A 25,428-nucleotide genomic window follows, 5' to 3' on the forward strand; every position below is an offset into this window, starting at 1 on the left:
GGAAGGCATTTCGGAAGCGACGCTTTTCTCCTGGCGTGCTGAGGCGCGCAACAAGGGGCAGCTTTTGCCTGACGCTGATGCGAGCCCTGAGGGCTCAGGGGAATCGCATGAGATTTAGGTGTTAATTATTTCGGCGAGGAAATCATCATCCCATGATGCAATGTGGCGCTTTGATCGCAGGCTATGCTTCCCCTTTACGGAGCGCAGCATGTTGCTTGCAGCGTGTTTTATGGTCGTAAAATTCGCTGGAGCATTGCCTTTTCGGATACGGCATTCATCGTCGCGAAACACCATGTCCATGACCCAATGCAGCCCGTTTTCTATTCCCCAGTGGTCACGGATGGCTTTGGCGTGATGTTCAGCATCTGATGTCATTGATGAAATGTAATAGCGGGTTTCGGCGCGCGTTTTATCCTGCAGGATGGCGTGGTACTGGACCATAACGATGCTTTTCAAACCGGGCCAATTGTGGTCCGCTTTAAGCCAGTCAATATCCGTGCACACTGTGACCCTCCTTGTTTCGATACGGCCATGAGACTTCTCTACCGTTTCGTGGTAAGTGACTGTTGTGTCGTCATAATCTACGGCCGCCTGTTCCGTCATGAATAATTCTGTGTCCTTGCGTAGGCTGCCCTGATTACCCTTCAAAGCGAGGATGTAGTCTGCTTCTTTGGAGATGATCTTCGCGGCGATTTCGCGTTGGCATCCCATAGCGTCGATGGTGACAATAGCCCCCTTCAGGGTGAGCAGTTCCAACAGTTCTGGTATGGCCGTTATCTCGTTGGACTTGCCGTCCACCTGCCGTTGCGCCAGCGTCAGATTCCATTCCGAACTCCAGGCCGAGATCATGTGAATTGCGGCCTTGCCGCCAGCTTTATCCAGGCTGCGGCGAGAGGTTTTCCCATCAATCGCGACCACTCCAGTCACCGTCTTGTTAAGGGAGGCCACCCAGTCGATAAAACAGGCCTGAAACGCCTCGGCATCCAAGGCCGCAAAGATGTTTCCAAGTTGGTCATGGGACGGTGTCCCGTCTGCAAAAGGTAGAAAACGCTTCAAAAAGCCCAGTTTCTTGGTCCCATATATCGAGATGGCCGTCCAGTCATTGGCACCTGACAAAACAGCGCATAGGGTTAAGAGGAGTATTTCCGGCAAAGGGTAAGTCACTTTAACCTCTTGACGTGAATCGCTTATATCTGAAAAATGCGTAAGAAATTCAATGGGATGGATCTCAGGTGAACTTGGGGTTGGCATGGCATATGACCTCGTTAAAACAGTAAAGATCACCCATCGAATCAGCCTCTACAACATTTGTCGACATCGTTATTGTTCATGCGATTGCCTTGCCTGAGGGCTGGTCTTCACGTGACAAGTTTGCGGCGGTGTTGGAAACTGCTGCGCTGAACGAGGCTGACCTAGCCGAATACTGCCGCAAACGCGGCCTTTACCCGGCGCAGATTGCCATGTGGCGAGTTGCTTGCGAGCAGGCCAACGACTGGGACCGCACGAGTGCAGCACGTCTTGTGCGTGCGACCAAGGAAGACAAGAAACGGATGAAAGATTTGGAACGCGAGCTTGCTCGCAAGGATCGCGCACTGGCCGAAACTGCAGCACTGCTTGTTCTGCGAAAAAAGGCCTCAGCGATCTGGGGGGACGGAGAGGACGCATGATCAGCACCCCAGATCGCCAAACCGCAGTTGCTCTGATCAATGAGGCCGTCACCGCAGGAGCGCAGCGCGCCAAAGCCTGTTCCGAGTTGGAAATCAGCGAACGCACTCTGCGGCGCTGGACAAAAGACGGCGAGGTTCGCCCTGATAAGCGCCCCCTCGTGCCGCGTGCGGAACCAGCAAACGCGTTGAGTACGGCAGAACGCGCGGCTGTTCTAGATGTCTGTAATTCAAAGGAGTTCTCTAGCCTTCCCCCAAGTCAGATTGTGCCAAAGCTAGCAGATCGGGGGCAGTATCTAGCCTCGGAATCGAGTTTCTACCGCATTCTGCGCGCCAATGGATTGCAGCATCACCGGGGTCGAGCCAAGTCCCCAGTCAAGCGTAAGAAGCCCACAAGCTATCAGGCATGCGCGCCCTGTGAGGTCTGGACCTGGGACATTACCTGGATGCCGGGACCTGTCGCAGGCATGTTCTTTTATCTGTATCTGATCGTGGACATCTTCAGCCGGAAGATCGTGGGCTGGGAGGTCCATGAGCGTGAAAGTGCGGATCTGGCTGCCATTCTGATCCGGCAAGCAGTGCTAGCGGAGGGCTGTCAGATGCGCCCCTTGGTTCTGCACGCTGACAACGGCAGTCCTATGAAGGGCGCCACGATGAAGGTGACGATGGAAAAAACTAGGGATCACGGCCTCCTACAGTCGCCCTCGCGTAAGCAACGACAACCCTTTCTCAGAGGCGTTGTTCCGAACCTGCAAATACCGCCCGGACTGGCCGACCAAGGGCTTTGCCACCAAGGCGGATGCTCAAACCTGGGTCCAAACCTTCGCTGGTTGGTACAATAGTGAACACCTGCACAGCGCCATCCGCTTCGTCACGCCGAATGCGCGCCACGCAGGTCATGATCGTGCAACGCTCACAAATCGTGCCAATCTCTATGCAACTGCTCGCGCGCAAAACCCGCAACGCTGGTCAGGAAAAACCCGAAACTGGCAACCAGCAGGACCCGTCTGGCTGAACCCAGAAAACGAAATCAGCGCCTCTGAAATCAGAGACGCTGCATGAAATCGGCGGACAACACCTTTGACAAACACCGCATTGCCGCTGGTTGTTGAGAAAAATCCGCGAGCCCAAAACCGCTGGCCCCAGTACCGTTTGCGCAGTTCGGGAAACTCGCGCTGTATCTTATAAGACGAGCGTCCCTTGATCCGCATAATCACCTTTGACAAAGCTATCTGAGGCGGGACCGATATGAACATGTGGACGTGATCGGTCGACAATACGCCCGTCTCAATATGCACGCCAAGTTCTTGGCATGTTTGGATAATGATTTCACGGATACGCTCACGCATTTCACCGCGCATAACTTTGTATCGGTATTTTGTTGTCCAGACGGAGTGAAATCGGTGATAAAACTTGGTATGGCTTCCTGTGGAATAGATCATAATCTTCCCTCTCGTTTTTAAGACCCTTACCGCTTCGCGGGGTCTTAAAAATGAGAGGGAAGATTATAGTACATTACGCTAAAGCGGACCGGCTGGAAGCCGGTGGCTTTAATCCCGTTTGTGGAAACTGAACGACTACCGGCTGACGCCGGTAGGTTCCCTTTTTGAATGTAATTCAAGATACTGAAGTATGACAGCGTCAGTGACATTGCCGCTGGTTGTTGAGAAAAATCCGCGAGCCCAAAACCGCTGGCCCCAGTACCGTTTGCGCAGTTCGGGAAACTCGCGCTGTATCTTATAAGACGAGCGTCCCTTGATCCGCATCATCACCTTTGACAATGCTATCTGAGGCGGGACCGATATGAACATGTGGACGTGATCGGTCGACAATACGCCCTTCTCAATATGCACGCCAAGTTCTTGGCATGTTTGGATAATGATTTCACGGATACGCTCACGCATCTCACCGCGCATAACTTTGTATCGGTATTTTGTTGTCCAGACGACGTGAAACCGGTGATAAAATTTGGTATGGCTTCCTGTGGAATAGATCATAATCTTCCCTCTCATTTTTAAGACCCTTACCGCTTCGCGGGGTCTTAAAAATGAGAGGGAAGATTATAGTACATTACGCTAAAGCGGACCGGCTGGAAGCCGGTGGCTTTAATCCCGTTTGTGGAAAGTAAATTTTCAACGACTAGGTTTTTTTCCAAACGCCACAGCAAGCACGATGATCCCACCCGCGACCATCATCTGTTCGGACACATCCAGACCCATAATGATTAGTCCGTTGTTTATTGTCCCAATCAGCAGCGCTCCAACAAGCGTGCCAATAATCGTACCTTTGCCACCGAAGAGGCTTGTACCTCCAAGAATGACCGCAGCGATTGCGGCAAGTTCGGCACCTTCTCCAAAATTATAACGAGCAGTACCCATCATGCCGGTCCAGAGCATTCCAGCCAGCGCTGCTCCAACGCCAGTTATCAAAAAGCAAATTACCTTGGTCCGATTAGTATTAATCCCCGAGTATCGAGCCGCTTCGCTGTTGCCGCCTGTGGCAAGCACTTGGCGTCCAAATGGAGTGTAGCGCAAGGCTATATGGCCCACAATCGCAACGCCCACTGCCCAGATGAAAAGTATAGGAACCACACCAATCGTGCCCGGCCCAAACACCATGTCAAAGGTTTCATTCCGAACAGCCACTGGGTTAGTATAAGTGATACGCATGTCGATGCCACGCACTAGCTGCATCATGCCAAGCGTGACCAGAAAAGACGGGATAGAAAGTCCAGTAACAAAGAATCCGTTTACAAGGCCCACCGCAAACCCACTTAACAAACCTGCTACGACGCCAGCCAGAAAACCGTATCCAGCCTGCATTACAAGGGCGGACACAAGCGCCGAAAGGGCAGCTGTTGAGCCTACTGAAAGGTCTAACTCTCCGGAGGAAATGATAAAGGTCATCGCAATGGAGATGACAGCGATCATCGCCGTGGTGCGGGAGATGTTGAACAAGTTCGTCACCGTTAGGAAACCCTTATCACCGATCGTAATAGCAAAGAAAACAAGCACACCTGCAAAGCAAATGTAGACGATATTTTCACGCCAGTTTATAGTTCCACGTTTAGACGATTTTTGCTCTAGCGTTTTATTATTGTTGGACTGCACGGTGCAAAGCCTCCTCTGATTGAATGTCTTGCCGGTTCATATTGCCGATTACGACGCCATCAGAGATGATGAGCAAACGATCACTAATGGCCAGTAATTCCTCAAACTCCGACGAAATCACGACGATGGCCGAGCCAGAATCGGCAATTTCCCGAATTTTTTTTACGAGTTCAGATTTCGCACCAATATCGACACCAATCGTTGGTTCGTCTAAAATGAGTAACTTCGGGTTGCGCTCAAGCCATTTCGCCAAGACGATCTTCTGCTGATTTCCACCAGACAACAGATAAACTTCCTGTTCTGGACCTTCACATTTAATTTTTAAATCGGCGATATGGCTTTTTGACGCTGCGCGCGCGATTTTTTTTCTTACCAAAAACATGCTCACAAAGCGCGATAGGTTAGGCAGGATTATATTATCCTGCAGCGTATGGTCGAGAACTAAACCCTGCGTCCGCCGATCCTCGGGAACCAAGCCCACCCCAGCTTCAATTGCGTCGTAGTTACTGCGCACAAGTTTTCCGTTAACGTGAACAGAGCCTCCGTCAACATTACGAAGTCCAAAAATTGCTTCGACAATCTCAGTTCGACCTGATCCGGTAAGACCGGCAAAACCAAGAATTTCTCCAGGGCGCACATCAAAGCTGACATCCTTGACATGCCCAGTAACATTCAAATTCGTTACTTGGAGAATTGGAGCCAATGTGCAATTTAATTCACGCGGTATCCACTCCAACGCAGCCGAGCTGTCAGAGCCAAGCATGGCTCGTATAAGCTCCTCCATAGTAACTTCACTTGTACTGGCTGTTAAAGTGTGGCTACCATCTCGCATCGCAGTGACGCGATCGCAAATTTGATAAATCTCTGCCATTCGATGAGAGATATAGACTATGGAAATACCTTGATTTTTGAGACGTTCGACTAGACGGAACAGACTGTCGACTTCGCTTTCGGATAGGGACGCGGTGGGTTCATCCATAATTAAGATACGAGCGTTTTTGGACAGCGCCTTGGCAATCTCTACCATTTGCTTCGCGCCAACGCTCAGTTCTTCAACTCGCATGCAGGGGTCAATATTTTCACCCAACTCCTGAAGAATACCACGCGCGCGCTGGATCATCTCGCCATCATGAATAACCAGCCCACCTCTTCGCGTCAGCTCATGGCCAAGAAAGATATTTTGAGCAACAGTAAGGGTAGAAATTAGGCTAAATTCTTGAAATATCATAGCAATTCCGGAATTTTCAGCGTCCCGAGGGGTGGTAAAAGTCACATCTTTTCCATCTAAAAAAATTGTGCCACCATCTCGCTGATACACTCCAGTGAGGATTTTCATAAGAGTGGATTTTCCAGCTCCATTTTCACCCATTAGAGCATGACATTCTCCAGTACGAAGAGTGAAAGCTGCATGCTGTAAAACAGGTACGCCACTAAATGCTTTATTGATGCCACGCATTTTCAAAACATCTGTCGCCACGGTCATCCTCCTTCTTAAGAAATTGTACGCCACGATTATCGCGGCGTACAAAGGCTAAACTTTGATTTCTTTAATATTTTGCCAAGTCAGCTTTCATTTCTTTGGGTAGAGGCTTGCGATAGATTTTCTGGTAAGCTTCAGAGAGATTAGCGCGGCTCACACGAACTGGCGGAACCGAAATATATGATGGCAGGCTTTCACCAATTAGGGCCAAAGCCCCTGCGCTAGCTTCAGTCACGCCCTGTGTATAGGGCTGTTGCGTTGAAATCCCGGCAATAAAGCTGTTTGCAGCCATTTCAGCGGCAACAATCTGGTCGAAGTTCTCATTCACTATCTTGAAATCTGCCGGACGTTTACCATTTATACGCGCTGCGGTGGCCACACCCATTGCAGGGATCGACCAAGACCCGTAAACACCCTTTAGAGTTGGATACCGGGCAAGCAGTGCTTGTGCCACTTCTTGACCTTTATTAGGATTGTCATGGCCCGCAGTAGCCACCAACTGTAAATCCGGATATTTAGTAATCAATCGGGCAATAAAGCCTATATAACGAAGGTTCACCACGTGGAAATCGTTAGCATAAAACATTGCTGCAACGTCGCCTTTGCCATCAACGGCATCATTTAACAAGTCAGCGAGGTACATACCGAGTGCGAGGTTATCAGAAGAAATCACAGACACATAATCTTTACCCGGCTGCATTTCGTCGGCGGCCTGGTCAATAAAAACGATCTTAGATCCTGCCTTAGCGAGGCGTTGGTAGGCCGATGCAGTGGTAGCCGTATTTAGCGGGATCGAAACAACCAGGTCCGGTTTTAGGACGGAAATCGCATCAAGATCCGAAATCTGGCGAGCGTCGTCCCAGTTGGCGTTGGTCTCTGCAACCACTTCAATGCCGAGATCCGCAAATGTCTCCTTCAGGCCCAAAAGTTGCTGTGAGGCCCAGTCGTCACCAAGCCAGCCCATCGAGATGGCAGCAGTAAAATTGCCAGCGCGAATTTTTTCCTTCTGCTCAGCGGTGATTTGAATTTCGGTGTATAGCACACCTTCTTCACCACGAGGCCCAAGGCTGACGACAGTGTTTGACAGATCGTCGATCTTAGCAAGTTCCAACGTCCGTTCGGTCGGTGCTTTGTACCATAGCGGATGGCGCACATCGCCAATGTTATCTTGCGAGAAGGCAGACAAGGTTGTTAGTAAGAGCATCGCGACAGACGTACCGCCCGCTAAAAGCATTCTACAATTAGATTTCATATTTTTCTCCTTAGGTTTAAAGTCGTTCGTATGCGATGTAAGCACCGTTCAACGGTTCAGCATAAATTCACGCAACATTTGGGCTAGCCGCTCCTCAGCTTCAAGAGCTATGGAATGCCCACATTCTTCGAACACAGCCGCCCGTTCAACGCCATTTGACAGTCGCACCATCTGTTCTTCGACCAGTGGTCCAAAAAATTCGGGAGCCCCAACGGTCATAATGGGTAGTGTAAGTTTTTCGGTCCGTAGCTCGCGCACAATTTCTGCATTCTTGAAAGCTGCGCGATAAGTTTCCAATGTTCCACGTAGGCCACCCGGTGACTTCAGGCATGAAACCCATTCATTCATGGCTTCATCCGTGATAGAGTTTGGATTCCACGTCTCGGCTTTTATCCAAAATTCCCAGAACTCACGTTCTTTGCCGTTGATCAGCATCTCGGGAAGATGAGGTATCCAGAAAAACGGGATGTGCCAAACCCAAACACCACTTTGACGGAATTGAGCGGTGATGTTTTCGAGGTTAAAGAAAGACGCTTCCTCAAGACCTTCACCAGACAACAACATTTCACAAAAAGACAGCGTTTTGACCCTATCACGTTGGGTTGCAGCCAATACATATGCGAATTCTGCGCCGCGATCTTCGCCGTGGACATGGAAAGTTTCGTGACCTAGATAGGACATCAGTTCGGCCAAATCCGTTGCATTTGTTCTGCTATCATAGCCTTCGCTAACCGGTGGTTTGTCAGTGTAACCGAAACCACGTAGGTCAGGCGCAACAACGGTAAAATACTCGGTCAGATACGGGATCAATTTATGCCAGTAGTAGTTTGTTTTCGGCGTCCCGTGCAGGAGGAGTAAGGGTTCGCCTTGACCCGCAATAACGTAGTGCATCCGGATACCGTTCACCCTTGCGCGCCCATGTTTTACCGGTAGGCCTTTGTGGTCGTAAATTTCAGCCATTTCCCCCCCTAGTTCTGTCTCATTGTTATAAGCTTGTATCGTTTGAGCTTATATTTTTTTATACCAGTATGAGATGTGCAGCTTGTCTGTAATCACGCTAACTCAGTTACACACTTGCCACGCCATCATCTGTACTATTGTTCATATTATTTTTCATATGTCAATTAAAATTAAATCTCACAAAAATTTACCTTAAGTTCATAGTACATTGATTATTTATCATTTCTACAGTGAAGCTAATGCTTTTTTTTCGAGCCAAGCTAGAACATAGTACCTACATAGTGTACAAAAGTTCAGTGAATCAGCGAAGCTAGTTTCATGATATACTCCATTCACTCCAAAACCCGAATATTCTGTTCTGAGATGATGCGGAATGTTCAGCGACAACCACTTTGTCCGGTGGATTTAGATGGAGAGCGGGCTTGCCCGTTTGTAGGTCGGGTTCACCGGACAAGGATCTATTTTTGGTTTGAGTACTGGTCGTTGTGAATGTGTAATTGTTGGGGGTTTCGTTTCAAAGGGAGGCCCTGATTGCCCTTTAAATTCATCACAGACCAACAAATGAGGTTGTATTTAGCGCGACAATCTAGATGAGAAGAGCGCGTCAATCAGGATGAGAATCCGTGGTCGCGACATTTTTGATGTTGGTGGGTTTTTCCGCCACGATCAAGGTTTTTGTGGTTTTTGATTGTCGCTTCGCGTCAATCAGGTTGCGTGTTGACGGATGCCGCTCTTTGAGGCGGGCGTCCATAGCCCTTAACTTGCTCGGCGGCCCTACGCCGGTAACTTTTGACGTTCATACCAAAGATGGTCGCTTGGTGAACGAGCCGATCGACGGCGGATAACGTCATGGCAGGATCAGGGAAGACGATATTCCATTCACCAAAGGGCTGGTTGGCCGTGATCAGGGGGATGTCCGGGACGATGTTGAAATTCGCACGAGTGGCGCTGCTTGATTGATGGTTAGGCGACGTCCTTGATTTGGTCAAGCGTTACGTTATTGCTATGCAGGGGAAACGCATGAGATTTAGGTGTTAATTATTTCGGCGAGGAAATCATCATCCCATGATGCAATGTGGCGCTTTAATCGCAGGCTATGCTTCCCCTTTACGGAGCGCAGCATGTTGCTTGCAGCGTGTTTTATGGTCGTAAAATTGGCTGGAGCATTGCCTTTTCGGATACGGCATTCATCGTCGCGAAACACCATGTCCATGACCCAATGCAGCCCGTTTTCTATTCCCCAGTGGTCACGGATGGCTTTGGCTTGATGTTCAGCATCTGATGTCATTGATGAAATGTAATAGCGGGTTTCGGCGCGCGTTTTATCCTGCAGGATGGCGTGGTACTGGACCATAACGATGCTTTTCAAACCGGGCCAATTGTGGTCCGCTTTAAGCCAGTCAATATCCGTGCACACTGTGACCCTCCTTGTTTCGATACGGCCATGAGAATTCTCTACCGTTTCGTGGTAAGTGACTGTTGTGTCGTCATAATCTACGGCCGCCTGTTCCGTCATGAATAATTCTGTGTCCTTGCGTAGGCTGCCCTGATTACCCTTCAAAGCGAGGATGTAGTCTGCTTCTTTGGAGATGATCTTCGCGGCGATTTCGCGTTGGCATCCCATAGCGTCGATGGTGACAATAGCCCCCTTCAGGGTGAGCAGTTCCAACAGTTCTGGTATGGCCGTTATCTCGTTGGACTTGCCGTCCACCTGCCGTTGCGCCAGCGTCAGATTCCATTCCGAACTCCAGGCCGAGATCATGTGAATTGCGGCCTTGCCGCCAGCTTTATCCAGGCTGCGGCGAGAGGTTTTCCCATCAATCGCGACCACTCCAGTCACCGTCTTGTTAAGGGAGGCCATCCAGTCGATAAAACAGGCCTGAAACGCCTCGGCATCCAAGGCCGCAAAGATGTTTCCAAGTTGGTCATGGGACGGTGTCCCGTCTGCAAAAGGTAGAAAACGCTTCAAAAAGCCCAGTTTCTTGGTCCCATATATCGAGATGGCCGTCCAGTCATTGGCACCTGACAAAACAGCGCATAGGGTTAAGAGGAGTATTTCCGGCAAAGGGTAAGTCACTTTAACCTCTTGACGTGAATCGCTTATCTCTGAAAAATGCGTAAGAAATTCAATGGGATGGACCTCAGGTGAACTTGGGTTTGGCATGGCATATGACCTCGTTAAACCAGTGAAGATCACCCATCGAATCAGCCTCTACAACATTTGTCATCGTTATTGTTCATGCGATTGCCCTGATTCCAGCAGACTTACGACAAAGCCAGCAGTCTGCCTCAAAGGCAAACCCAACAGTACTTTGATCGTCAGGCACGTTTGGGTGGCCGCATCGCTATACGTCTGCTGACGGCCGCGTTGGCCTGAAGGCTTCGCCCCCCACTCCATCTCGGCATCAAACCAAATTGACAAAGACCCGCGCTGCTTCAGCGTATGCGACGTCCACGTCCCATTGATTTGGTGTCTTCCGTCAATCTTTAGTTGGCTTGATATGTTTTCCATTGGCGCTGTTGGAGGATGCTATGGCGGATGGAAGTGGACTTGTGGGTCGGCTGGATATTGTTGAGCCGCGTCGGGGTAACCGGCGTTGGCCTGATGATGTGAAGGCCGGGATTGTTGCTGAGAGTTTCCAGCCCAGTGCGCGCGTTGTCGATGTCGCAAGACGCCATGACATCGTCCCACACCAGTTGTCTGATTGGCGACGGATGGCGCGTGAGGGCAAATTGGTTCTGCCTGCGGATGTCATGACATCGGTCTGTGATGCAACCCTGTCAGCCGATAAGCCTGAGCCTGCCTTTGTGCCGTTGGAAGTTGCCATGACATGGCAGGGCGCTGGCAGTATGTCAGGGCACGGTGAACGCGACGAGACATGTGGCGAGATAACGATCGCGATTGGGTCTGATGTCATGATCCGCGTTCCGGCCAGTGCCGATGTGGCGCGTGCGGCTGAATTGATCCGTTTGGTGCGAGGGGTCTCGTGATTGTCGCGGGGCAGCGGCTGCCGATTGTGATTGCGACCAAGCCGGTGGATTTTCGTCGTGGTCATGACGGGCTAGCAGCAGCGGTGCAGAACGAACTGGGGCTTGATCCGCATTCCGGTCTGACGGTGGTGTTCCGCTCCAAGCGGGGTGACAGGTTGAAGATTCTCCTATGGGATGGCACCGGACTGGTACTGATCTACAAGCGTCTTGAAGTTTCCAACTTCGTGTGGCCCAAGATCCATGACGGTGTCATGCAGCTTTCTCGGGCCCAGTACGAGGCGTTATTTGAAGGTTTGGATTGGCTGCGAATGACGCCGAAACAGGTTGCCCCGCCGACTGCGGCAGGGTGACATGTAACCTGATTTTAGCGTTATTTTATTGGCTATTTCTGCCGCTTTGGGGTAGGAATAGTCATGTCAGAACCATTCGATATTCACCAATTTCCTGCCTTGCCACCCGAGGTCGTCAAGGCTTTCGAGGCGCAGCAATTCGAACTGGTTGTGGAGCGCGCGGCGCGTCAGCACCATCAGGCTGAAGCCGAAGAAAAAGGCGCGCTGGTGGTCACGCTGACCGCACTGGTCGAGAAGCTGGAAAGCCAGGTGGCCGACTACCGGCGCACGAAGTTCGGGCCAAAATCGGAAAAGCTGACCCCTGATCAGCTGGAATTGGCGCTTGAAGACCAAGAGGCCGCCATCGCCGAGACGCAGGCGGAAATCGAGAACGTTCAGGCCAAGCTTGCAAAAAAGTCAAGAACGAGAACAATGCCCCGCGCAAACCACGCAAGCCCCGCACCCTTCCAGAAGGGTTGCCCCGGGTCGAACGCGTGATTGAACCCGACAACATCGTTTGCCCATGTGGCTGTGGCGATATGGGCAAGATTGGTGAGGATCGCTCGGAGCGGCTGGATGTCATTCCCGTACGATACCAAGTCATCGTCACTGTGCGCCCAAAATACGCTTGCCCCAAGGGGCGCACTGGGGTCGTCCAAGCCAAGGCACCTGCGCATCTGCTGGAAAATAGCTGGCCAACCGAAGCCTTGCTGGCTCAAATCACTGTAGCCAAATTCTGCGACTTTAACCCTTTGAACCGGCAATCCGTCGCCATGGCCCGCAACGGGGCCCCTATCGACCGCGCGGTCCTGTCGGACTGGATGGGGCGCACGGGCGCGCTGATTGCCCCGGTCGTCGATCACATGGCTACGGTGCTGCTCAATGGCAGTACGCGACTTTATGTCGATGAAACCACTGTGCCAGTGCTCGATCCCGGTCGCGGCAAAACCAAGACCGGCTATTTCTGGGCCGTCCTGCGCGACGATAGAGGCTGGGCCGGACCATCTCCGCCGGGTGTCGTGTTCCACTATCGGCCCGGACGAAAGGGCGAATACGCCCAAGAAATCCTCAAGGGCTTCGATGGCACGATCCAAGTTGATGCCTATGGTGGCTATACTGCATTGGCCACGCCAAAGCGGGTGGGTGGCAAACCCTTGAAGCTGGCCTATTGCTGGTCACATGGAAGACGGGCCTTGATTAAGGCCCAACCCAGAGCGGGATCGCCGATCGTTGACGAGGCACTGCTGCGGATCGCAGCCGTCTATAAGATCGAGGCTGAGATCCGCGGCTTGCCCCCAGAGCAGCGTATGGCCGTCCGGCAGGACCGCTCACGCCCGCTGGTCGATCAATTCTTTACCTGGCTGAGTGCCCAAGCGGCCCGTGTCTCGCGAAAGTCCGAACTGGGCAAAGCGCTGGCCTATATGCTCCGACGTCAGGCTGGCTTTTGTCTGTTCCTCGACGATGGCCATGTCGACATGGATTCCAACCTGGTCGAAAACGCGATCAGAAGCCCAGCCATGACACGTCGCAATACACTTTTTGCAGGTCACGATGACGGCGCCCGGTGTTGGGCACGCTTCGCCAGCCTGATCGGAACCTGTCGCATGAACGGCGTCGAGCCCTATGCGTACCTGCGCGATCTGTACACAAAGCTGGCCAATGGGCATCTCGAAAAGGACATCAACGCTTTGATGCCCTGGGCTCATGCCGTCGCCACGCCCTCAGAAATAAGCTCGCCCGGGACTCCCTGACGTGCGCGCAAACGCAACACACCGAACAATGTCAATCGGCCAAGGCTGAAAACATCAATGGGACGGGGACTGCGCTTACGCTTCAGCGCTCGGTTATAACTCGACCCGTTCTTGGTCTTATACCAACGGCCGAATTAAGTGACCCTTGCCCATTCTCGATCTGTGATTGAACTTATTCGCTCTGGGTCGTTCGCAAAGAAGTTCCAAGCTTGTGCACATTTGTCGAGTATTTCGTCATAGGTGTCGAAAACTGTGATTGCGAGTTTATTAGCTCGCAGATAAGCCCAGACGTTTTCCATGGGGTTCAGTTCGGGTGAGTATGGCGGCAATTTCATGAGCGTAATTTTATCTGGCACCTGTAAACATTTTGCGCCATGCCAACCCGCCCCATCAACAATCAGCAAGGCATGTGAGCCGGGTGCGACAGCTTTTGCGATCTCATCAAGATGCAGCCCCATAGCCTCGGCGTTGACGTAGGGCAGGACGAGACCTGCGGCGGTGCCACGTGCGGGACAAGCGGCACCAAAGATATAACTCCATTTGAAGCGTATATCACGGGGTGCGCGCGGGCGAGTTCCACGCTTGGCCCATTTACGGGTGAGTGTCCCCTGTTGTCCAACGCGGGCTTCATCTTGGAACCATACTTCAAGAGGCTTCCCCTTTGCATGTTCTGGCAGAGTATCGTTTACGAGGCTGGTAAAGTTTTTTTAAAAGTCTGCTGCGCTTCGCGATCAGTTTTCGGATGCTCTGGACGCACAGACAGGCGGCGAAAGCCATGCTTGGTTAGATATTTCCCAATCGTACGCACATGCAGTTTCACGTCGAACTCCTCTTCAACACGAGCCTGCAAGTCGACACAACGCCATCGTACTACGCCATCTTTTACTGGGTCGGGCCCGGCCTCCACCCACGCCACAAATTGCGCCTGTTGCTTGGGCGACAACCGTGGTTTTGCCCCCTTGCCATTCCGATCCGATAACCCCTCAATGCCTTCTGCGTTAAAGCGATGCGCCCAATCCCGAAGTGTTTGTCGATCCATACCACTGCTGCGGGCAGCCGTTTCACGATCCACCCCATCAAGCACCAGCGCTATGACCAGTAGTCGCCGTACAACCCGCCCATCCTTGGTTCGCTTTGCCGCACGGCGCAAATCTTTCGCAGACATATCCGTGCGCGTAATTTTTATGGCTCCACCCATGAGCACCTCCCAATCTATGGAGGTTATTGATTCAGAGTTTACCAAAACTTAAAACCAAATAAATGAGTCAGATATTCTGGCCGCTGGTATTATACGCGGTAGGTGTCCAGCTGCTCATGAGCCAAGGCTATCACTCTGGATTCTTTATATGAATCCCTGAAGACGATTTGTGCAACAAAGCCCCACAAACGCGCAGAACGAGAGGCACGCGCAGCCAGCCAAGGCTCCGATATTTGAGGCTACGCCCTGTCAGGCTGCGCTACCATCAGCGCCCAAGGTGATATTTCAACTTTGTGGGTAACTCCCAAGGACCCCATCGGATATCGGGTTTTGTGTTGCCCTTGCGACGTTAGAGCCGAGCGATGATCTGTTGTGGTGATAGGGTGAGTGTTTCGAGGATATTGCCCCCGTGTTTTCTGACCGTCGAGATGACGGATCTGATGTCAGCGAAGACCTGCGCGCCCTCGAGGGTGCGGAAAGTTCCCGAGATTTTCATGCGCAACTTCATCATGCGCAGGTCCCGTTCGGCCTGATTGTTGGTGAAGGGAACTGTGAAGTCCGTAAGGAACCTTAGGACGTCATCACGGTAGTCGCGCAAGCGGACCAGAAGGTTATGGCCTGGCCGCCTGGCTTTTCGGCCTCGCGCACCAGTGCGTCTAGCCAGTGGGTCTTGTCGCTCATGGAAGGCGAGGCCCTCGGTGAGGATCGCCATGTATTTGGTGAGGATGTCGTGGTGAACCGACGTGGGGAGTTCGGTCTCGCCTCGCCCCTGAGCCGCGCACTTGAGCTGATTGGCGCTGTTGAGCAGCACGCTCATCGCGCACGCCCACGGCTCCTTTTCGATTTCTTCGATGGCCTTGAGTTCCCGTAAATGATGCGCCCCGCACAGGGCGTGCGCGTCCACCCCACTCATATGGGCGTAATAGGACTTCCAGTGGTCATGAACAATTGTCCCGCCGGTCAGGAAGGATGGAACAGCACCGCGCTTGGCGCTGATGCGATAATGCGTGAAGGCGAGATCGCTGATTGAGTGCAGCCAGTGCAGCTTACCATCAACACGAAGTCCGGTCTCATCCAGATGCCGAACGCCGCCTTCATTGAGCCGGGCCAGAATGTGTTCGACGACGCCACCCAAGGTACGCGCTGTGCCGTTCACCCAGTTGGTCACGCTGGCCGCGCATAGGCTGGTGGCACCAAACAAATCACGCAGGAGTTGGCAGACCCGATCCTCGGGGATCAGCTGCTGAACATTGCAGTAGACCGCCGCCGCCCGAATGCGCTTACCGTATTGCACGTGTGCATTCACGCCATCGGGAAAGGTGGCTGTCGTCGTGGCTCGGCAATGGCCACAACAATAAATCGCTGCCTGATGCTCTGTGACCTCCAGACGCGGCACCGGTATGTCATAAACCTGACGCCTCTCCACCGCCTTGATCATCCCAGCCGTCAAGCCATGCTGACAGGTGCCACAGGCCTCAGCCTCATGTCGCTCCACAAAGTCAGGCGTTGCTGTCTGACGTAGGGTGTCGCCTCGGTGGCCAACTTGGCCACCACTTTTCTTACCGGACTTACCACGCAGGCTACGCGGTACCGGTTTCTTCAACCCATCACTCGAAGGCGGCTTGCTGCTATTACTGCTGTTCTTAGCCAACTGACGCCGCAGATCCGCATTCTCTTGCGCCATGCTCGCCAACGCGGCTTCCAACTCGGCGATCCTGCGCAGAGCCGTGGCGAGGAGTTGTTCAAGAGAAGTAACTTGGTCCATTCCACCAATGATTCAGAGAAATCGTCACAGCGCCACGAAATTCAGACCACAACAGAAAATTCATGCGCCTAATAGCCAAGGAGACTCACATCAAAACTGACAAAAACCCGTTATCGGCTGGGGTGCTTGGGAGTTACCTTTGTGTTTACAAAATTGTACGCGGGCACATTTTATACTGAGTTGCACAAATCCCCTATCTTGCTGGAAAGCAAGGAGTGAATGGCCGCTTACGTGCCTAAAAGCGGCTCAAAACCCTTTAGATACGATCCCGCCCCCAGCCGGACTTGATGGGGTGGGTGCCCCCTCCACGAACGGCATCGTAATGTGCCATGGTGGTTTACACACCACAAAAGAGAGGAAGCATCCATGAATAAAGACGCGGATTCAACTTGCCAGTGCAACATGCTGTTTGGGCCCTAGGAATAGCTGATTTGGCGTTTTAAAGCCAAGGCATTTTCTGGGCCGGCTGTTAATCTTTTCGATGATCTTAGCCACGTCCTCATCACTCAGATCATCAATATCTTTTCCCTTTGGGATGTATTGCCGGATCAGACCATTGGTGTTTTCGTTGAGGCCCCGCTCCCAGGAGTAATAGGGGTGCGCGAAGAAACCCTCGGCAGTCAGCTCGCGGGCAATCTCTTCATGGTAAGCAAATTCTCTGCCATTGTAGTAGGTCAAGGTGAGAACCCTTTCCTGATGGGGCTTAAGGTGTTCACAGATAGCATCCGTGACAGCCCGCGCTGTTTTATTGACTGCCTTTAGGCAAGGGTAAATCGCGTCTTGCGCTCAACCAGTGTCACAAGGACAGAGTGTCCCTGCTTGCCGATCATGGTATCTGCTTCCCAATCCCCAACGCGGCTGCGCAGGTCGACGATTGCAGGGCGTTTCTCAATGGATACTCTATTCTTGATCTGACCGCGCCGCTCGGTACTGCCATAGCGCTTGCGCCGTTGCTTTTGAGATCTCAGATGGGTGTGAAGGTCGCCACCGTTACGCTTGTCTGCATAGAGATGCTGGTAGATCCATTCTGGGCTGACGCTTGGCTCACCAATATCTTTCAGATGACCTGTAATCTGCTCGGGGCTCAATTCCTCCCGGATCATCTTTTCAATCCCAGTCCACGCCGCATCCGAGATACGGGTCCGGCAAATTTGTGCCTGCCGTGAGCAAGCCAGACGATGCGCCTGCTTGGGGCGATATCCGCGCAGGCCTGTGTTGCGCGTAAATTCCCACGAAATCGTCGATTTGTTCACGCCGATCTGATCCGCAATGGCATATTGCTTCAAACCTGCTTTCTTCAACGCATAAACTTGGTTACGCTACCCCTCAGTGAGGCGGGAGCTATGACTGAATCTGGTGTTTGAGTGGTTTGAAGGTTGGCGGCGTATCTGGTTGAATTGTTGTTGGAAGACAGCAGCCCAACCAAAGGAGATACACCACCATGGGAACTACTAACATTGTTGATTTTGCGCGTCGAGACGAGATGACGGACGCGTTGACGGAGTTGCTGAAAACGGGAGCACAACAACTGATCGCGACAGCAGTTGAGGCTGAGCTTGTCAGTTATTTGGCGCAATTTACCGGCTTACGCACCGATGCCGGTCACGCGGCAGTCGTGCGTAATGGACATCATCCGGCCCGCCCGTTTCAAACGGGCATTGGCCCTGTGAGCGTGCGCATTCCAAAGGTTCGGTCCAAGGACGGCACACTGGTGACATTCCGGTCTGCCCTGGTGCCGCCCTATGTGCGCCGCACGAAGACGCTGGAAGCGGCCTTGCCATGGCTTTACCTCAAAGGGATCTCCAGCGGCGAGATGGCTCCCGCCCTCAAGGTTCTTCTGGGCCCAGATGCCGTTGGCTTGTCGGCTAATACGGTTTCGCGTTTAAAACGCGATTGGGCCAATGAATACGAGGCTTGGAAAGGCGCTGAGTTAGATGACGAGCCCATCGTCTATATCTGGGCCGACGGCGTTCACAGCGGCCTTCGGGGCGAGGATGACAAGCTCTGTGCCCTTGTTATTATTGGGGTAACTGCCCGTGGCAAGAAGCGATTTCTGGCAATTGAGGATGGGGTGCGCGAGTCCACGCAGAGCTGGCGCGAGGTTCTGCTTAACCTCAAAAGCTGAGGCATGAATGCGCCCAAACTGGCCATCGGGGACGGTGCCATGGGGTTTTGGGCGGCCATGGACGAAGTCTATCCTGAGACCCGCCATCAACGCTGTTGGCAACACAAAACGATGAACGTGCTCAATTGTTTACCCAAGCTGTCTCAGCCAAAAGCCAAGGCCGCGCTGCACGACATCTGGCAGGCCGAGACCAAAGTCGATGCAGAAAAGGCGTTCGATCTGTTCATCAAAACCTACGAACCCAAATATCCCAAGGCCACACTATGCCTGCAAAAAGATCGTGAGGAACTCATGGCATTCTTCGACTTCCCGGCGCAGCATTGGCAAAGCATCCGCACTAGCAATCCAATTGAATCGGCCTTCGCGACGATCCGGCATCGTACCAAGCGTTCAAAGGGCTGCCTGTCACGCGATGGCATGCTGCACATGATGTTCAAACTGAGGCAATGTGCTGAGCAAAATTGGAGGAAGCTACGCGGCTTTGACTACCTCGCAAAAGTCATCACAGGCGTCACGTTCAAAGACGGAATCGAAACCACAAACCCCGACCAGATCACCGCATGACCAACAATACTCAAACACCAGATTTGACAATAACTCGTGAGGCGGTGATAGGCTCGCATTTATGTTCCTTTACTTTAGACGGTGAGAAGCACTTGGGCATCGCTGCCTCACGCATCATACCGTGGGTAAAGTTGCACTGGCGAGTTGAATCCGCGAGATATTATCATCGGCGTCGATTTGACAAAGAACGTATTTCAGGTACACGGAGCCTGCGGATCTGGGGAGGTTCTGTTTTGCAAGAAGCTCTCGCGCACGCAGTTCCATAAGTTCATGGCTGCACAGCCAAATTGTCTGGTGGCTATGGAGGCTTGCTCTACATCATATTACTGGGCCCGTACGCTCTCGGAATTGGGCCACGAAATAAAGCTCATTCCCCCAATCTATGTGAAGCCATTTGTTAAACGACAGAAAAACGACGCAGCAGATGCTGAAGCAATTGTTGAAGCCGTGCTTCGCCCGAACATGAGCTTTGTCGAGCCCAAAAGCGCCAAGAAACAAGCACTTTCGATGATGATGCGAACACGGGATCAATTGATCGACCATCACACAGCAACAGTAAATGCGTTGTGAGGGCATATGGCGGAATTTGGTCTTATCGTTTCAGTCGGGATCAAGAATCTCGTCAGGCTAAAAGAGCTGGTTGAAGCCGATAAAACGTTGCCGGCTCTGGCTACAGAGATGGCAAACATTCATTTTGACCAAATTATGCATCTGACTTGTAAGATCGATATTTTGACTGGGAAAATTAAGACATACGGCACATCAAGTCCCAGGTTGAAACGTCTGCAAACGATGCCAGGCGTAGGCCCAATTGGAGCGATGACTATCGAAACATTTGCCCCTGACATGACAACGTTTAAAAGTGGGCGCAATTTTGCTGCATGGCTCTGGCTTATTCCCTTACAGAAATCGACTGGAGGAAAATCGAGGCTCGGGCAAATCACAAAGATGGGCCAAAAGGACATCCGGCGGGCACTTGTCATTGGGGCAATGAGCCGAATAGCAGGTCATGCCCGACAAGGCAGTCGCGCCGAACCTTGGCTCCAAGACAAGCTCGATCGAAAGCCCAAAATGGTGGCTGCTGTCGCATTGGCTAACAAGATGGCACGCCAAATCTGGGCAATGATTACCAAGAACGAGGTCTACAAAATAGAAAAAATTATCGTTTCGTAAGAATCCGATGCGTCAAAAAGATACGTATCGGTAAGCAAGGAATGCTCTGGAAAATATGGACGTCGATTGAAGTAAAATGATCGGGAAAACCAGATAGAGGTCGGGCGCTCAAGCCCGTGGATTCGAATTGGACCTGATCAGCGAACTAACCATACCGGCCCGCGGCGTGTGAAAAGCCGCAACATGAGGCCTAACACACGACCGCAATCAATCTTGTTCCATTCCCTCAGAAAAGCCTTGCAAAACTGGGGGCACCCACACACGACCCCAGACTGTACGAATTGACCGAAAACCAACGGTAACTAGGGTCTGTGGATATTCATCTTGTGCGAATGATTGTTGCTCCAATGTGTATCATGGCTTCGAAGCTGGTATCGGCTTTGCACGCACGCATTGCTACGCGTTTGAATTCTTTGAGTTTCTGAAAGAAATTTTCCACGAGGTGCCTCCACTTGTAGATCTCCATGTCGCATGATGCTGGATTTTTACGATTGGATTTTGGTGGAATAATGGCCTCAATGCTCCGTTCAGCCAATAACTCCCGAAGCCAGTCCGCATCAAAGGCCTTGTCAGCCAAGAGACTGTGGCAGCAAACACCTGCCAGTAATTCACGAGTTTTTACCAGATCATGCGCCTGTCCGGGCATCAGCCTGAAGTCGATCAGATTGCCAAGGGCGTCTGTCAGGGCAAGGATTTTGGTGGTCATTCCGCCCCTAGATTTCCCGATGGCCTGATTTAGAGTCCCCCTTTTGCGCCCTGTCCGTGACGGTGTACTTTGCAGATCGTGCCATCAATCATCGTATATTCGAAGTCGCTGTCTATGGATAAGTCTTTGAACATAATATGAAAAAAATCTCGTTTAACCCAATATCTAAACCGCTTGAAAACTGAGTTCCACTTGCCAAATTCAGCCGGCAAATCGCGCCACGGGGCACCTGTCCGAGCAATCCACAAAACGGCCTCTATAAATAAGCGGGCATCACTACCACTCCGACCCGGATCGCTCTTTTTCCCAAGACAATGGGGTTCAATCAACTCCCACTGTTTGTCACTAATCATAAACCTGTCACTCAACATTCGCGCCTCCAAAGCTTATCCCTTTTAGTCCGGTTGCCCCACATGTTGACGCGGCGCAGAATCTTGCCCTTGTGGCTTTAGAGGCGGATCGGATCAGTTTGTAATGTCTGGTGGGTTTATAGGGCGTGGCTTTTGCCGTGAACGAGGGCCTTCAGGCGCGCTGTTTAACAAAATCACGATATGTCGCTGGCCCGAGACCAACACCGATCCCTAGCAGCGTGTCGAAGCCGCTTCGCATGTGTCGCCGTCGGTTCCAGCGGAACACGAATTAGTCAAGATAGCGTTGCAGATGGCACTTTCTGAGGCCGTGGAAGACGCCTTTTGCCCGCGTTTTCAGGTTGGAGAACACGCGGTGGACCCAGTGGAGTATGTCGCGTGCCTTTTTGCCGCTGACGACCTTCGCCTCATGCGTGTTTGCAGGCGGATTTTCGTAACCGAGCCAGCCGTCCGTGATGATGTGAGCGCCAGGCTCAACAGCCTGACCAATGAACCCGTGCAGCGTCTTTGACGCGCCGTCGGGAATGTGTTTCATCCTGATACGGCGCGGATGTCCGTCACTTGATAACTCGACGGCACAGACGACAAACATCTTTCCAACCGGGCTCCGCCCACCCTTTGGCCGGTCCTCGGGATCATGCCGGGACCGGAACGGCATCTCTGTTTCATCGATTTCGACAAGGTCTTTCAGGGGGTTGCGGTCAGGGTTGACCATCGACCGCCGCAGCTTTTGCAAGAGGAGGTCGCCGAGAAGCGCCATCGGTCCGAGCGACGATGGCGACCCGTCTTGTAGCTGCCAAGGCCAAGTTGCGCCTGAAGTTGCAGCGCTGACATGCCGTTGGAATGGCTGGTGATGATGTGCGCGGCAAGAAACCAAATTCGCAACGGCAAATGGCTGCTGTGCATTACCGTGCCAGCCGTCACGGATGTCTGCCGTGCGCAACCGGCACATTCCCAAGTCGCGCGATTTCGCTTTAACGGCCAGCCCTTGCAGGTGCCACAGGAAGGACAGACGAAGCCCTCAGGCCAACGATGTTCCACCAGATAATGCGAACACGCTTCCTCATCAGAAAACCTGGCGTCGAACGCGGGGCGGGACATGGGTTTGTCGTTTTTCCATCTGGCTGGCATGGGAAGAACAATACCAGAACATTCTAGATTGGCAAGCCGCTTCGCACTACATCAGGTGCCGCCGGAGCAAAGGGGATAAGCCTTCGCGCCTCCCTTTTGGAAGCTTGAATCTGAAATTATTGGAAAAGGGAATCGGTAATATCAACAGGCCCTAGTTGTTTTATATAAACGTAATTGGTAGAAAGACTCACCGCTCGTGTTATCTCGAAGGACAAGTTTCATGTCAAAATCGAATCAGCAACTTGTCATCTTCGACTTTGACGGCGTGATCGTCGATAGTGAGACAATTTCCGTCGGCTTGCTGATCGCCGAAATGTCGCAACACGGCTTAGACCTGACGGAAAATCAAGCTTATGGTGCATTCCTCGGGAAGCAGATCGCGAAGGCCGATCAATCTGTGATGGCTGCATTTGGCATTGAAATTCCACCGCTTGATGAAGCAGCGTTCAAAACGAAACTATTTCAGCTCTTCGATGCACAACTGAAACCAATTTCCGGAATTCTCGGTGCCTACAATGCGATCAAGGGCCAAAGATGCATCGCGTCTTCAAGCAGTATGGATCGCATCCTCAGATCACTGGCAATTACAGGATTAGACAATGTCATTGATTGCACCAAATTTGGCGCAGGAACCGTGTCACGCGGGAAACCTGAACCAGACCTGTTTCTACACGCTGCGGCTCAACACTGTGTTCGGCCAGAAAACTGCATCGTTGTCGAGGACAGCCCCGCAGGCATTTCTGCCGCGCTCGCTGCAGGAATGAAGTGTATTGGGTTTGTTGGCGGGTCTCATGCGACACCGGCAAGTCTGAAATTAAAATTGGCAGAACTCGGACCCAATTTGATCATCGAAACTATGTCTCAGCTCCCCGAAGCAATCATCAACCTGAGCAGGTAGAAGACAAGTATTTATTGAATAATGGTAAGTAATTTCGAATGAATGTACGGAGTGTTTTCGATCTGTGAGGATGTGCCTTGTTTGATCAACACATCATTGCAAACATCGAGGAGACACAATAATTCGCCACACAATGTCTATGGTCTTACAACAAGGCTCAATTCGCATTAGCTATGCACTCCCCAATGATATAGAACAAAAAGTGAACGCAGGAGGCGCGCATGGACCATCACGACTATCTGGCCTGGCTATCTGAGATTGATGATCTGTCCTCGTACCAGCGGATCGCAACGGTTCGGTTGCTGGCTGGTCAGCCGTCGCTGGAAGCCGTGATCGGACTGTTGGAGGAGCGGATCGGGACGGCACGAAACTGTCCGCATTGTGCGGCGGGCGGGGCTGTGATCCGAGGCCGCTCTAACGGGCTGAAGCGGTATTTTTGCAAGATCTGCAGCAAAACCTTCAACGCCCTAACTGGGACGCCGTTAGCTCGGCTGCGACACAAAGATTGCTGGACGGAATTTGCTGGGTCATTAAGCGATGGCGACACGGTGAAGACCTCGGCGGCCCGCTGCGGGGTGGCCAGCAGCACGGCTTTTCGCTGGCGTCACCGCTTCCTGCGGGCTGTGACGGCTGGCGCGATCAAACTGCGCGGTATCGTCGAGGCCGATGAGACGTTTGTCTTGAGCAGTCGTGAAGGCGAACGAAACCTCGATCGCAAGGCCCGCAGGCGCGGCGGCAAGGCGTCCAAACGGGGGGGTATCCCCCTCTGTCAGGGATGTTGTCCGCTGCTCTATTTTTCTCTAATTTTCAGGTGAGCGGATTAGGACAATGACATGGGATATTCACTGGAACGAAAAGCAGCTGTGCTGAAACGGATGCTTCCGCCAAACAACGTGACCATTCGGCAGCTTTCGCAGGAGGAAGGGATTTCGGAGGCGACGCTTTTCTCTTGGCGTGCATACTACACGACTCTTGTGATTATGGGTGGAATTAGTATCCACGGTGAGACAGCGGCGTTTGGGTCTGACCTGAGCAGTTTACGGAGCTGATCGAAGCCAATTCGAAAGAATGACTTTGCAAAATATCCGTGTTTTTTCCGCTTCATTTTCCCGCCTCCAATAAGCTTTGTGGCGGTTTTAGATGCCCATGCAACCGCGAGCGCAACGAGACCTAAAAGAAGCTCAAGTTTTTTGGAGATGGTCAGTCGTGTGTCTTCAAGATTGAAGCCGCGTGTCTTTGTGTCGCCAAAGAGGCTCTCAATGGCCCATCTTTTCTTGTAGGTGGCGAGGGCCCGATGTGCGGGCCGGTTAGAGACGACGATCAAAAGCTCACCCCCCTTGATGCGCTTTGCAGCAAAGCTAAACCACGTGGCCTCCCCCAAATTGTTGCCTCCAAATCGGGCATCAAAGTTGCGCTTACCGCGACAGGTGCGCAACAAGGTGCTTAGATTTTGCGTTTTCCCGTCCTGTGTGGTCACAAGTTGGTTTGCTTTGATACGGATGACAAATGGGACGTTGTTTTTATGAAGAAAATCCAACCATTGTGCTCCAATGAATTCCCGGTCCGCTAACAAGAACTTGATGGTGGAGACCTCAAACACCGACAGATAACGTTTCATCAAGGCAATGCGCTGAGCAGTATCGCTGTTCCCTGCACGCCCCAAAACGCTCCACATCAACGGAATACGGTGGCGGCGTGTGACAAGGGCTAAGACCAAGAAGTTGACATGGCGTTGGCCAATTTTCCAATTTGTTCGGTCCAAGCATAAATGCCAGGTGGGGCCAGAACCAATCATTTCAACAAGCAAGGGGGCCGCCCAATCCGAGCCAAGATCAACATGCTGGAAAAAGCGTTGTAGGCGACGGTAGGTGCTTTCAACCTTGCTATCGGTAGGAAACTCACAGGCCAGATGGCTCAAATTTACCGTCCGGGCATTCACCATTCCCATGATCAAGAGGCACAT

General features: G+C 52.1%; 18 protein-coding genes and 8 pseudogenes. 10 read left to right on the top strand and 16 right to left on the bottom strand.

What is annotated here, in order from left to right; all coding sequences use genetic code 11:
* Nucleotides 1–114: 114 nt before the first annotated feature.
* Entirely contained in the window at nucleotides 115–1,284 is a 1,170-nt protein-coding gene (locus OA238_RS23610; protein WP_083906669.1) for an ISAs1-like element ISOan1 family transposase, read from the bottom strand.
* A 56-nt stretch (nucleotides 1,285–1,340) separates the two neighbouring features.
* On the opposite strand from OA238_RS23610, the gene OA238_RS23615 reads away from it, so the two are divergent.
* The 3 genes from OA238_RS23615 to OA238_RS35285 are packed head-to-tail and all read left to right on the top strand — an operon-like array spanning nucleotide 1,341 to nucleotide 2,726.
* On the top strand, nucleotides 1,341–1,667 hold the full coding sequence (locus OA238_RS23615) for a hypothetical protein (RefSeq protein ID WP_015497161.1): 327 nt from the start codon (nucleotides 1,341–1,343) through the stop codon (nucleotides 1,665–1,667).
* The gene (locus OA238_RS23620) at nucleotides 1,664–2,506 is read left to right on the top strand and encodes a DDE-type integrase/transposase/recombinase (RefSeq protein WP_083906815.1); all 843 of its coding nucleotides are present in this window, start codon (nucleotides 1,664–1,666) and stop codon (nucleotides 2,504–2,506) included. The genes OA238_RS23615 and OA238_RS23620 overlap by 4 nt, the downstream gene beginning before the upstream one ends.
* Nucleotides 2,403–2,726: a hypothetical protein gene (locus OA238_RS35285; protein WP_420806468.1), complete on the top strand. Its 324-nt coding sequence runs from the start codon at nucleotides 2,403–2,405 to the stop codon at nucleotides 2,724–2,726. Before OA238_RS23620 ends, OA238_RS35285 begins: the two co-directional genes overlap by 104 nt.
* Before the next feature lie 32 nt (nucleotides 2,727–2,758).
* Here the strand turns inward: OA238_RS35285 and tnpA (OA238_RS30770) are convergent.
* The 9 genes and pseudogenes from tnpA (OA238_RS30770) to OA238_RS23655 all read right to left on the bottom strand — a co-directional run.
* Nucleotides 2,759–3,106 (bottom strand): annotated as a pseudogene (tnpA, locus tag OA238_RS30770) (IS200/IS605 family transposase); the annotation flags it as partial.
* Between the two features lie 135 nt (nucleotides 3,107–3,241).
* On the bottom strand, nucleotides 3,242–3,661 hold the full coding sequence (tnpA, locus tag OA238_RS23625; protein WP_015494130.1) for an IS200/IS605 family transposase: 420 nt from the start codon (nucleotides 3,659–3,661) through the stop codon (nucleotides 3,242–3,244).
* A gap of 135 nt (nucleotides 3,662–3,796) precedes the next feature.
* Nucleotides 3,797–4,774 (bottom strand): ABC transporter permease, encoded by a 978-nt coding sequence (locus OA238_RS23630; protein ID WP_015497163.1) that lies wholly within the window; start codon nucleotides 4,772–4,774, stop codon nucleotides 3,797–3,799.
* Nucleotides 4,758–6,251 (bottom strand): sugar ABC transporter ATP-binding protein, encoded by a 1,494-nt coding sequence (locus OA238_RS23635; RefSeq protein ID WP_015497164.1) that lies wholly within the window; start codon nucleotides 6,249–6,251, stop codon nucleotides 4,758–4,760. Before OA238_RS23635 ends, OA238_RS23630 begins: the two co-directional genes overlap by 17 nt.
* Before the next feature lie 70 nt (nucleotides 6,252–6,321).
* Nucleotides 6,322–7,506, bottom strand: coding sequence for a substrate-binding domain-containing protein (locus OA238_RS23640; protein WP_015497165.1), 1,185 nt, complete (start codon nucleotides 7,504–7,506; stop codon nucleotides 6,322–6,324).
* 48 nt (nucleotides 7,507–7,554) lie between these two features.
* A complete protein-coding gene (locus OA238_RS23645; RefSeq protein ID WP_015497166.1) occupies nucleotides 7,555–8,466 on the bottom strand; it encodes an alpha/beta fold hydrolase in 912 nt (303 codons plus the stop codon).
* Between the two features lie 701 nt (nucleotides 8,467–9,167).
* Entirely contained in the window at nucleotides 9,168–9,455 is a 288-nt protein-coding gene (locus OA238_RS30775; protein ID WP_275450480.1) for an ATP-binding protein, read from the bottom strand.
* 38 nt (nucleotides 9,456–9,493) lie between these two features.
* Nucleotides 9,494–10,663, bottom strand: coding sequence for an ISAs1-like element ISOan1 family transposase (locus OA238_RS23650; protein ID WP_083906816.1), 1,170 nt, complete (start codon nucleotides 10,661–10,663; stop codon nucleotides 9,494–9,496).
* A 60-nt stretch (nucleotides 10,664–10,723) separates the two neighbouring features.
* Nucleotides 10,724–10,951: pseudogene (locus tag OA238_RS23655) on the bottom strand (transposase); the annotation flags it as partial.
* 47 nt (nucleotides 10,952–10,998) lie between these two features.
* Between OA238_RS23655 and tnpA (OA238_RS23660) the strand changes: the two are divergent.
* From tnpA (OA238_RS23660) to tnpC (OA238_RS23670), 3 genes and pseudogenes are all read left to right on the top strand, one after another.
* Nucleotides 10,999–11,457, top strand: coding sequence for an IS66-like element accessory protein TnpA (gene tnpA / locus OA238_RS23660; RefSeq protein ID WP_015497168.1), 459 nt, complete (start codon nucleotides 10,999–11,001; stop codon nucleotides 11,455–11,457).
* Nucleotides 11,454–11,807, top strand: coding sequence for an IS66 family insertion sequence element accessory protein TnpB (gene tnpB / locus OA238_RS23665; protein ID WP_015497169.1), 354 nt, complete (start codon nucleotides 11,454–11,456; stop codon nucleotides 11,805–11,807). The genes tnpA (OA238_RS23660) and tnpB overlap by 4 nt, the downstream gene beginning before the upstream one ends.
* Before the next feature lie 63 nt (nucleotides 11,808–11,870).
* A pseudogene (gene tnpC, locus OA238_RS23670) lies at nucleotides 11,871–13,537 on the top strand (IS66 family transposase).
* A gap of 134 nt (nucleotides 13,538–13,671) precedes the next feature.
* Here the strand turns inward: tnpC (OA238_RS23670) and OA238_RS30780 are convergent.
* The 3 genes and pseudogenes from OA238_RS30780 to OA238_RS30785 all read right to left on the bottom strand — a co-directional run bounded on the left by OA238_RS30780 (nucleotide 13,672) and on the right by OA238_RS30785 (nucleotide 17,801).
* A protein-coding gene (locus OA238_RS30780) for an IS630 family transposase (protein WP_085982783.1) occupies nucleotides 13,672–14,735 on the bottom strand; the annotation gives its coding sequence in 2 pieces (ribosomal slippage) (nucleotides 13,672–14,231 and nucleotides 14,231–14,735; 1,065 coding nt in all).
* A 349-nt stretch (nucleotides 14,736–15,084) separates the two neighbouring features.
* Nucleotides 15,085–16,500 carry an IS66 family transposase gene (gene tnpC, locus OA238_RS23685; protein ID WP_015495834.1) on the bottom strand — a complete coding sequence of 472 codons (1,416 nt, stop codon included), beginning with the start codon at nucleotides 16,498–16,500 and terminating at the stop codon, nucleotides 15,085–15,087.
* 384 nt (nucleotides 16,501–16,884) lie between these two features.
* Nucleotides 16,885–17,801, bottom strand: a pseudogene (locus OA238_RS30785) (IS30 family transposase).
* A 140-nt stretch (nucleotides 17,802–17,941) separates the two neighbouring features.
* On the opposite strand from OA238_RS30785, the pseudogene OA238_RS30790 reads away from it, so the two are divergent.
* Both OA238_RS30790 and OA238_RS23705 read left to right on the top strand, forming a co-directional pair.
* Nucleotides 17,942–19,189: pseudogene (locus tag OA238_RS30790) on the top strand (IS256-like element ISOan6 family transposase).
* 159 nt (nucleotides 19,190–19,348) lie between these two features.
* Nucleotides 19,349–20,362, top strand: a pseudogene (locus OA238_RS23705) (IS110 family RNA-guided transposase).
* Between the two features lie 319 nt (nucleotides 20,363–20,681).
* Here the strand turns inward: OA238_RS23705 and OA238_RS30795 are convergent.
* Together OA238_RS30795 and OA238_RS30800 are read right to left on the bottom strand one after the other, a co-directional pair.
* Nucleotides 20,682–21,439 (bottom strand): IS5 family transposase gene (locus OA238_RS30795; RefSeq protein WP_085982784.1). Its coding sequence is split into 2 segments (ribosomal slippage): nucleotides 20,682–21,100 and nucleotides 21,100–21,439, totalling 759 coding nucleotides; the frame shifts between segments, so codons are not numbered across the junction.
* A 151-nt stretch (nucleotides 21,440–21,590) separates the two neighbouring features.
* Nucleotides 21,591–22,567, bottom strand: a pseudogene (locus OA238_RS30800) (IS1595 family transposase).
* Between the two features lie 196 nt (nucleotides 22,568–22,763).
* Between OA238_RS30800 and OA238_RS23730 the strand changes: the two are divergent.
* Nucleotides 22,764–23,465: an HAD family hydrolase gene (locus tag OA238_RS23730; protein WP_144055971.1), complete on the top strand. Its 702-nt coding sequence runs from the start codon at nucleotides 22,764–22,766 to the stop codon at nucleotides 23,463–23,465.
* Nucleotides 23,466–23,686: 221 nt separating this feature from the next.
* A pseudogene (locus tag OA238_RS23735) lies at nucleotides 23,687–24,220 on the top strand (IS1595-like element ISOar1 family transposase); the annotation flags it as partial.
* Nucleotides 24,221–24,426: 206 nt separating this feature from the next.
* Here the strand turns inward: OA238_RS23735 and OA238_RS23740 are convergent.
* Entirely contained in the window at nucleotides 24,427–25,413 is a 987-nt protein-coding gene (locus OA238_RS23740; RefSeq protein WP_245581556.1) for an IS4 family transposase, read from the bottom strand.
* Nucleotides 25,414–25,428 lie beyond the last annotated feature (15 nt).

It is taken from the genome of Octadecabacter arcticus 238 (assembly GCF_000155735.2).
GTDB classification, from domain to species: Bacteria; Pseudomonadota; Alphaproteobacteria; order Rhodobacterales; family Rhodobacteraceae; genus Octadecabacter; species Octadecabacter arcticus.

Bases quoted from the DNA above. Each gene is read 5' to 3' on its own strand.
- OA238_RS23620 (WP_083906815.1), top strand. From the start codon at position 1,664: ATGATCAGCACCCCAGATCGCCAAACCGCAGTTGCTCTGATCAATGAG.
- tnpA (WP_015494130.1), bottom strand. From the start codon at position 3,661: ATGATCTATTCCACAGGAAGCCATACCAAATTTTATCACCGGTTTCAC.
- OA238_RS23640 (WP_015497165.1), bottom strand. From the start codon at position 7,506: ATGAAATCTAATTGTAGAATGCTTTTAGCGGGCGGTACGTCTGTCGCG.
- OA238_RS23645 (WP_015497166.1), bottom strand. From the start codon at position 8,466: ATGGCTGAAATTTACGACCACAAAGGCCTACCGGTAAAACATGGGCGC.
- tnpA (WP_015497168.1), top strand. From the start codon at position 10,999: ATGGCGGATGGAAGTGGACTTGTGGGTCGGCTGGATATTGTTGAGCCG.
- tnpC (WP_015495834.1), bottom strand. From the start codon at position 16,500: ATGGACCAAGTTACTTCTCTTGAACAACTCCTCGCCACGGCTCTGCGC.
- OA238_RS23740 (WP_245581556.1), bottom strand. From the start codon at position 25,413: ATGGGAATGGTGAATGCCCGGACGGTAAATTTGAGCCATCTGGCCTGT.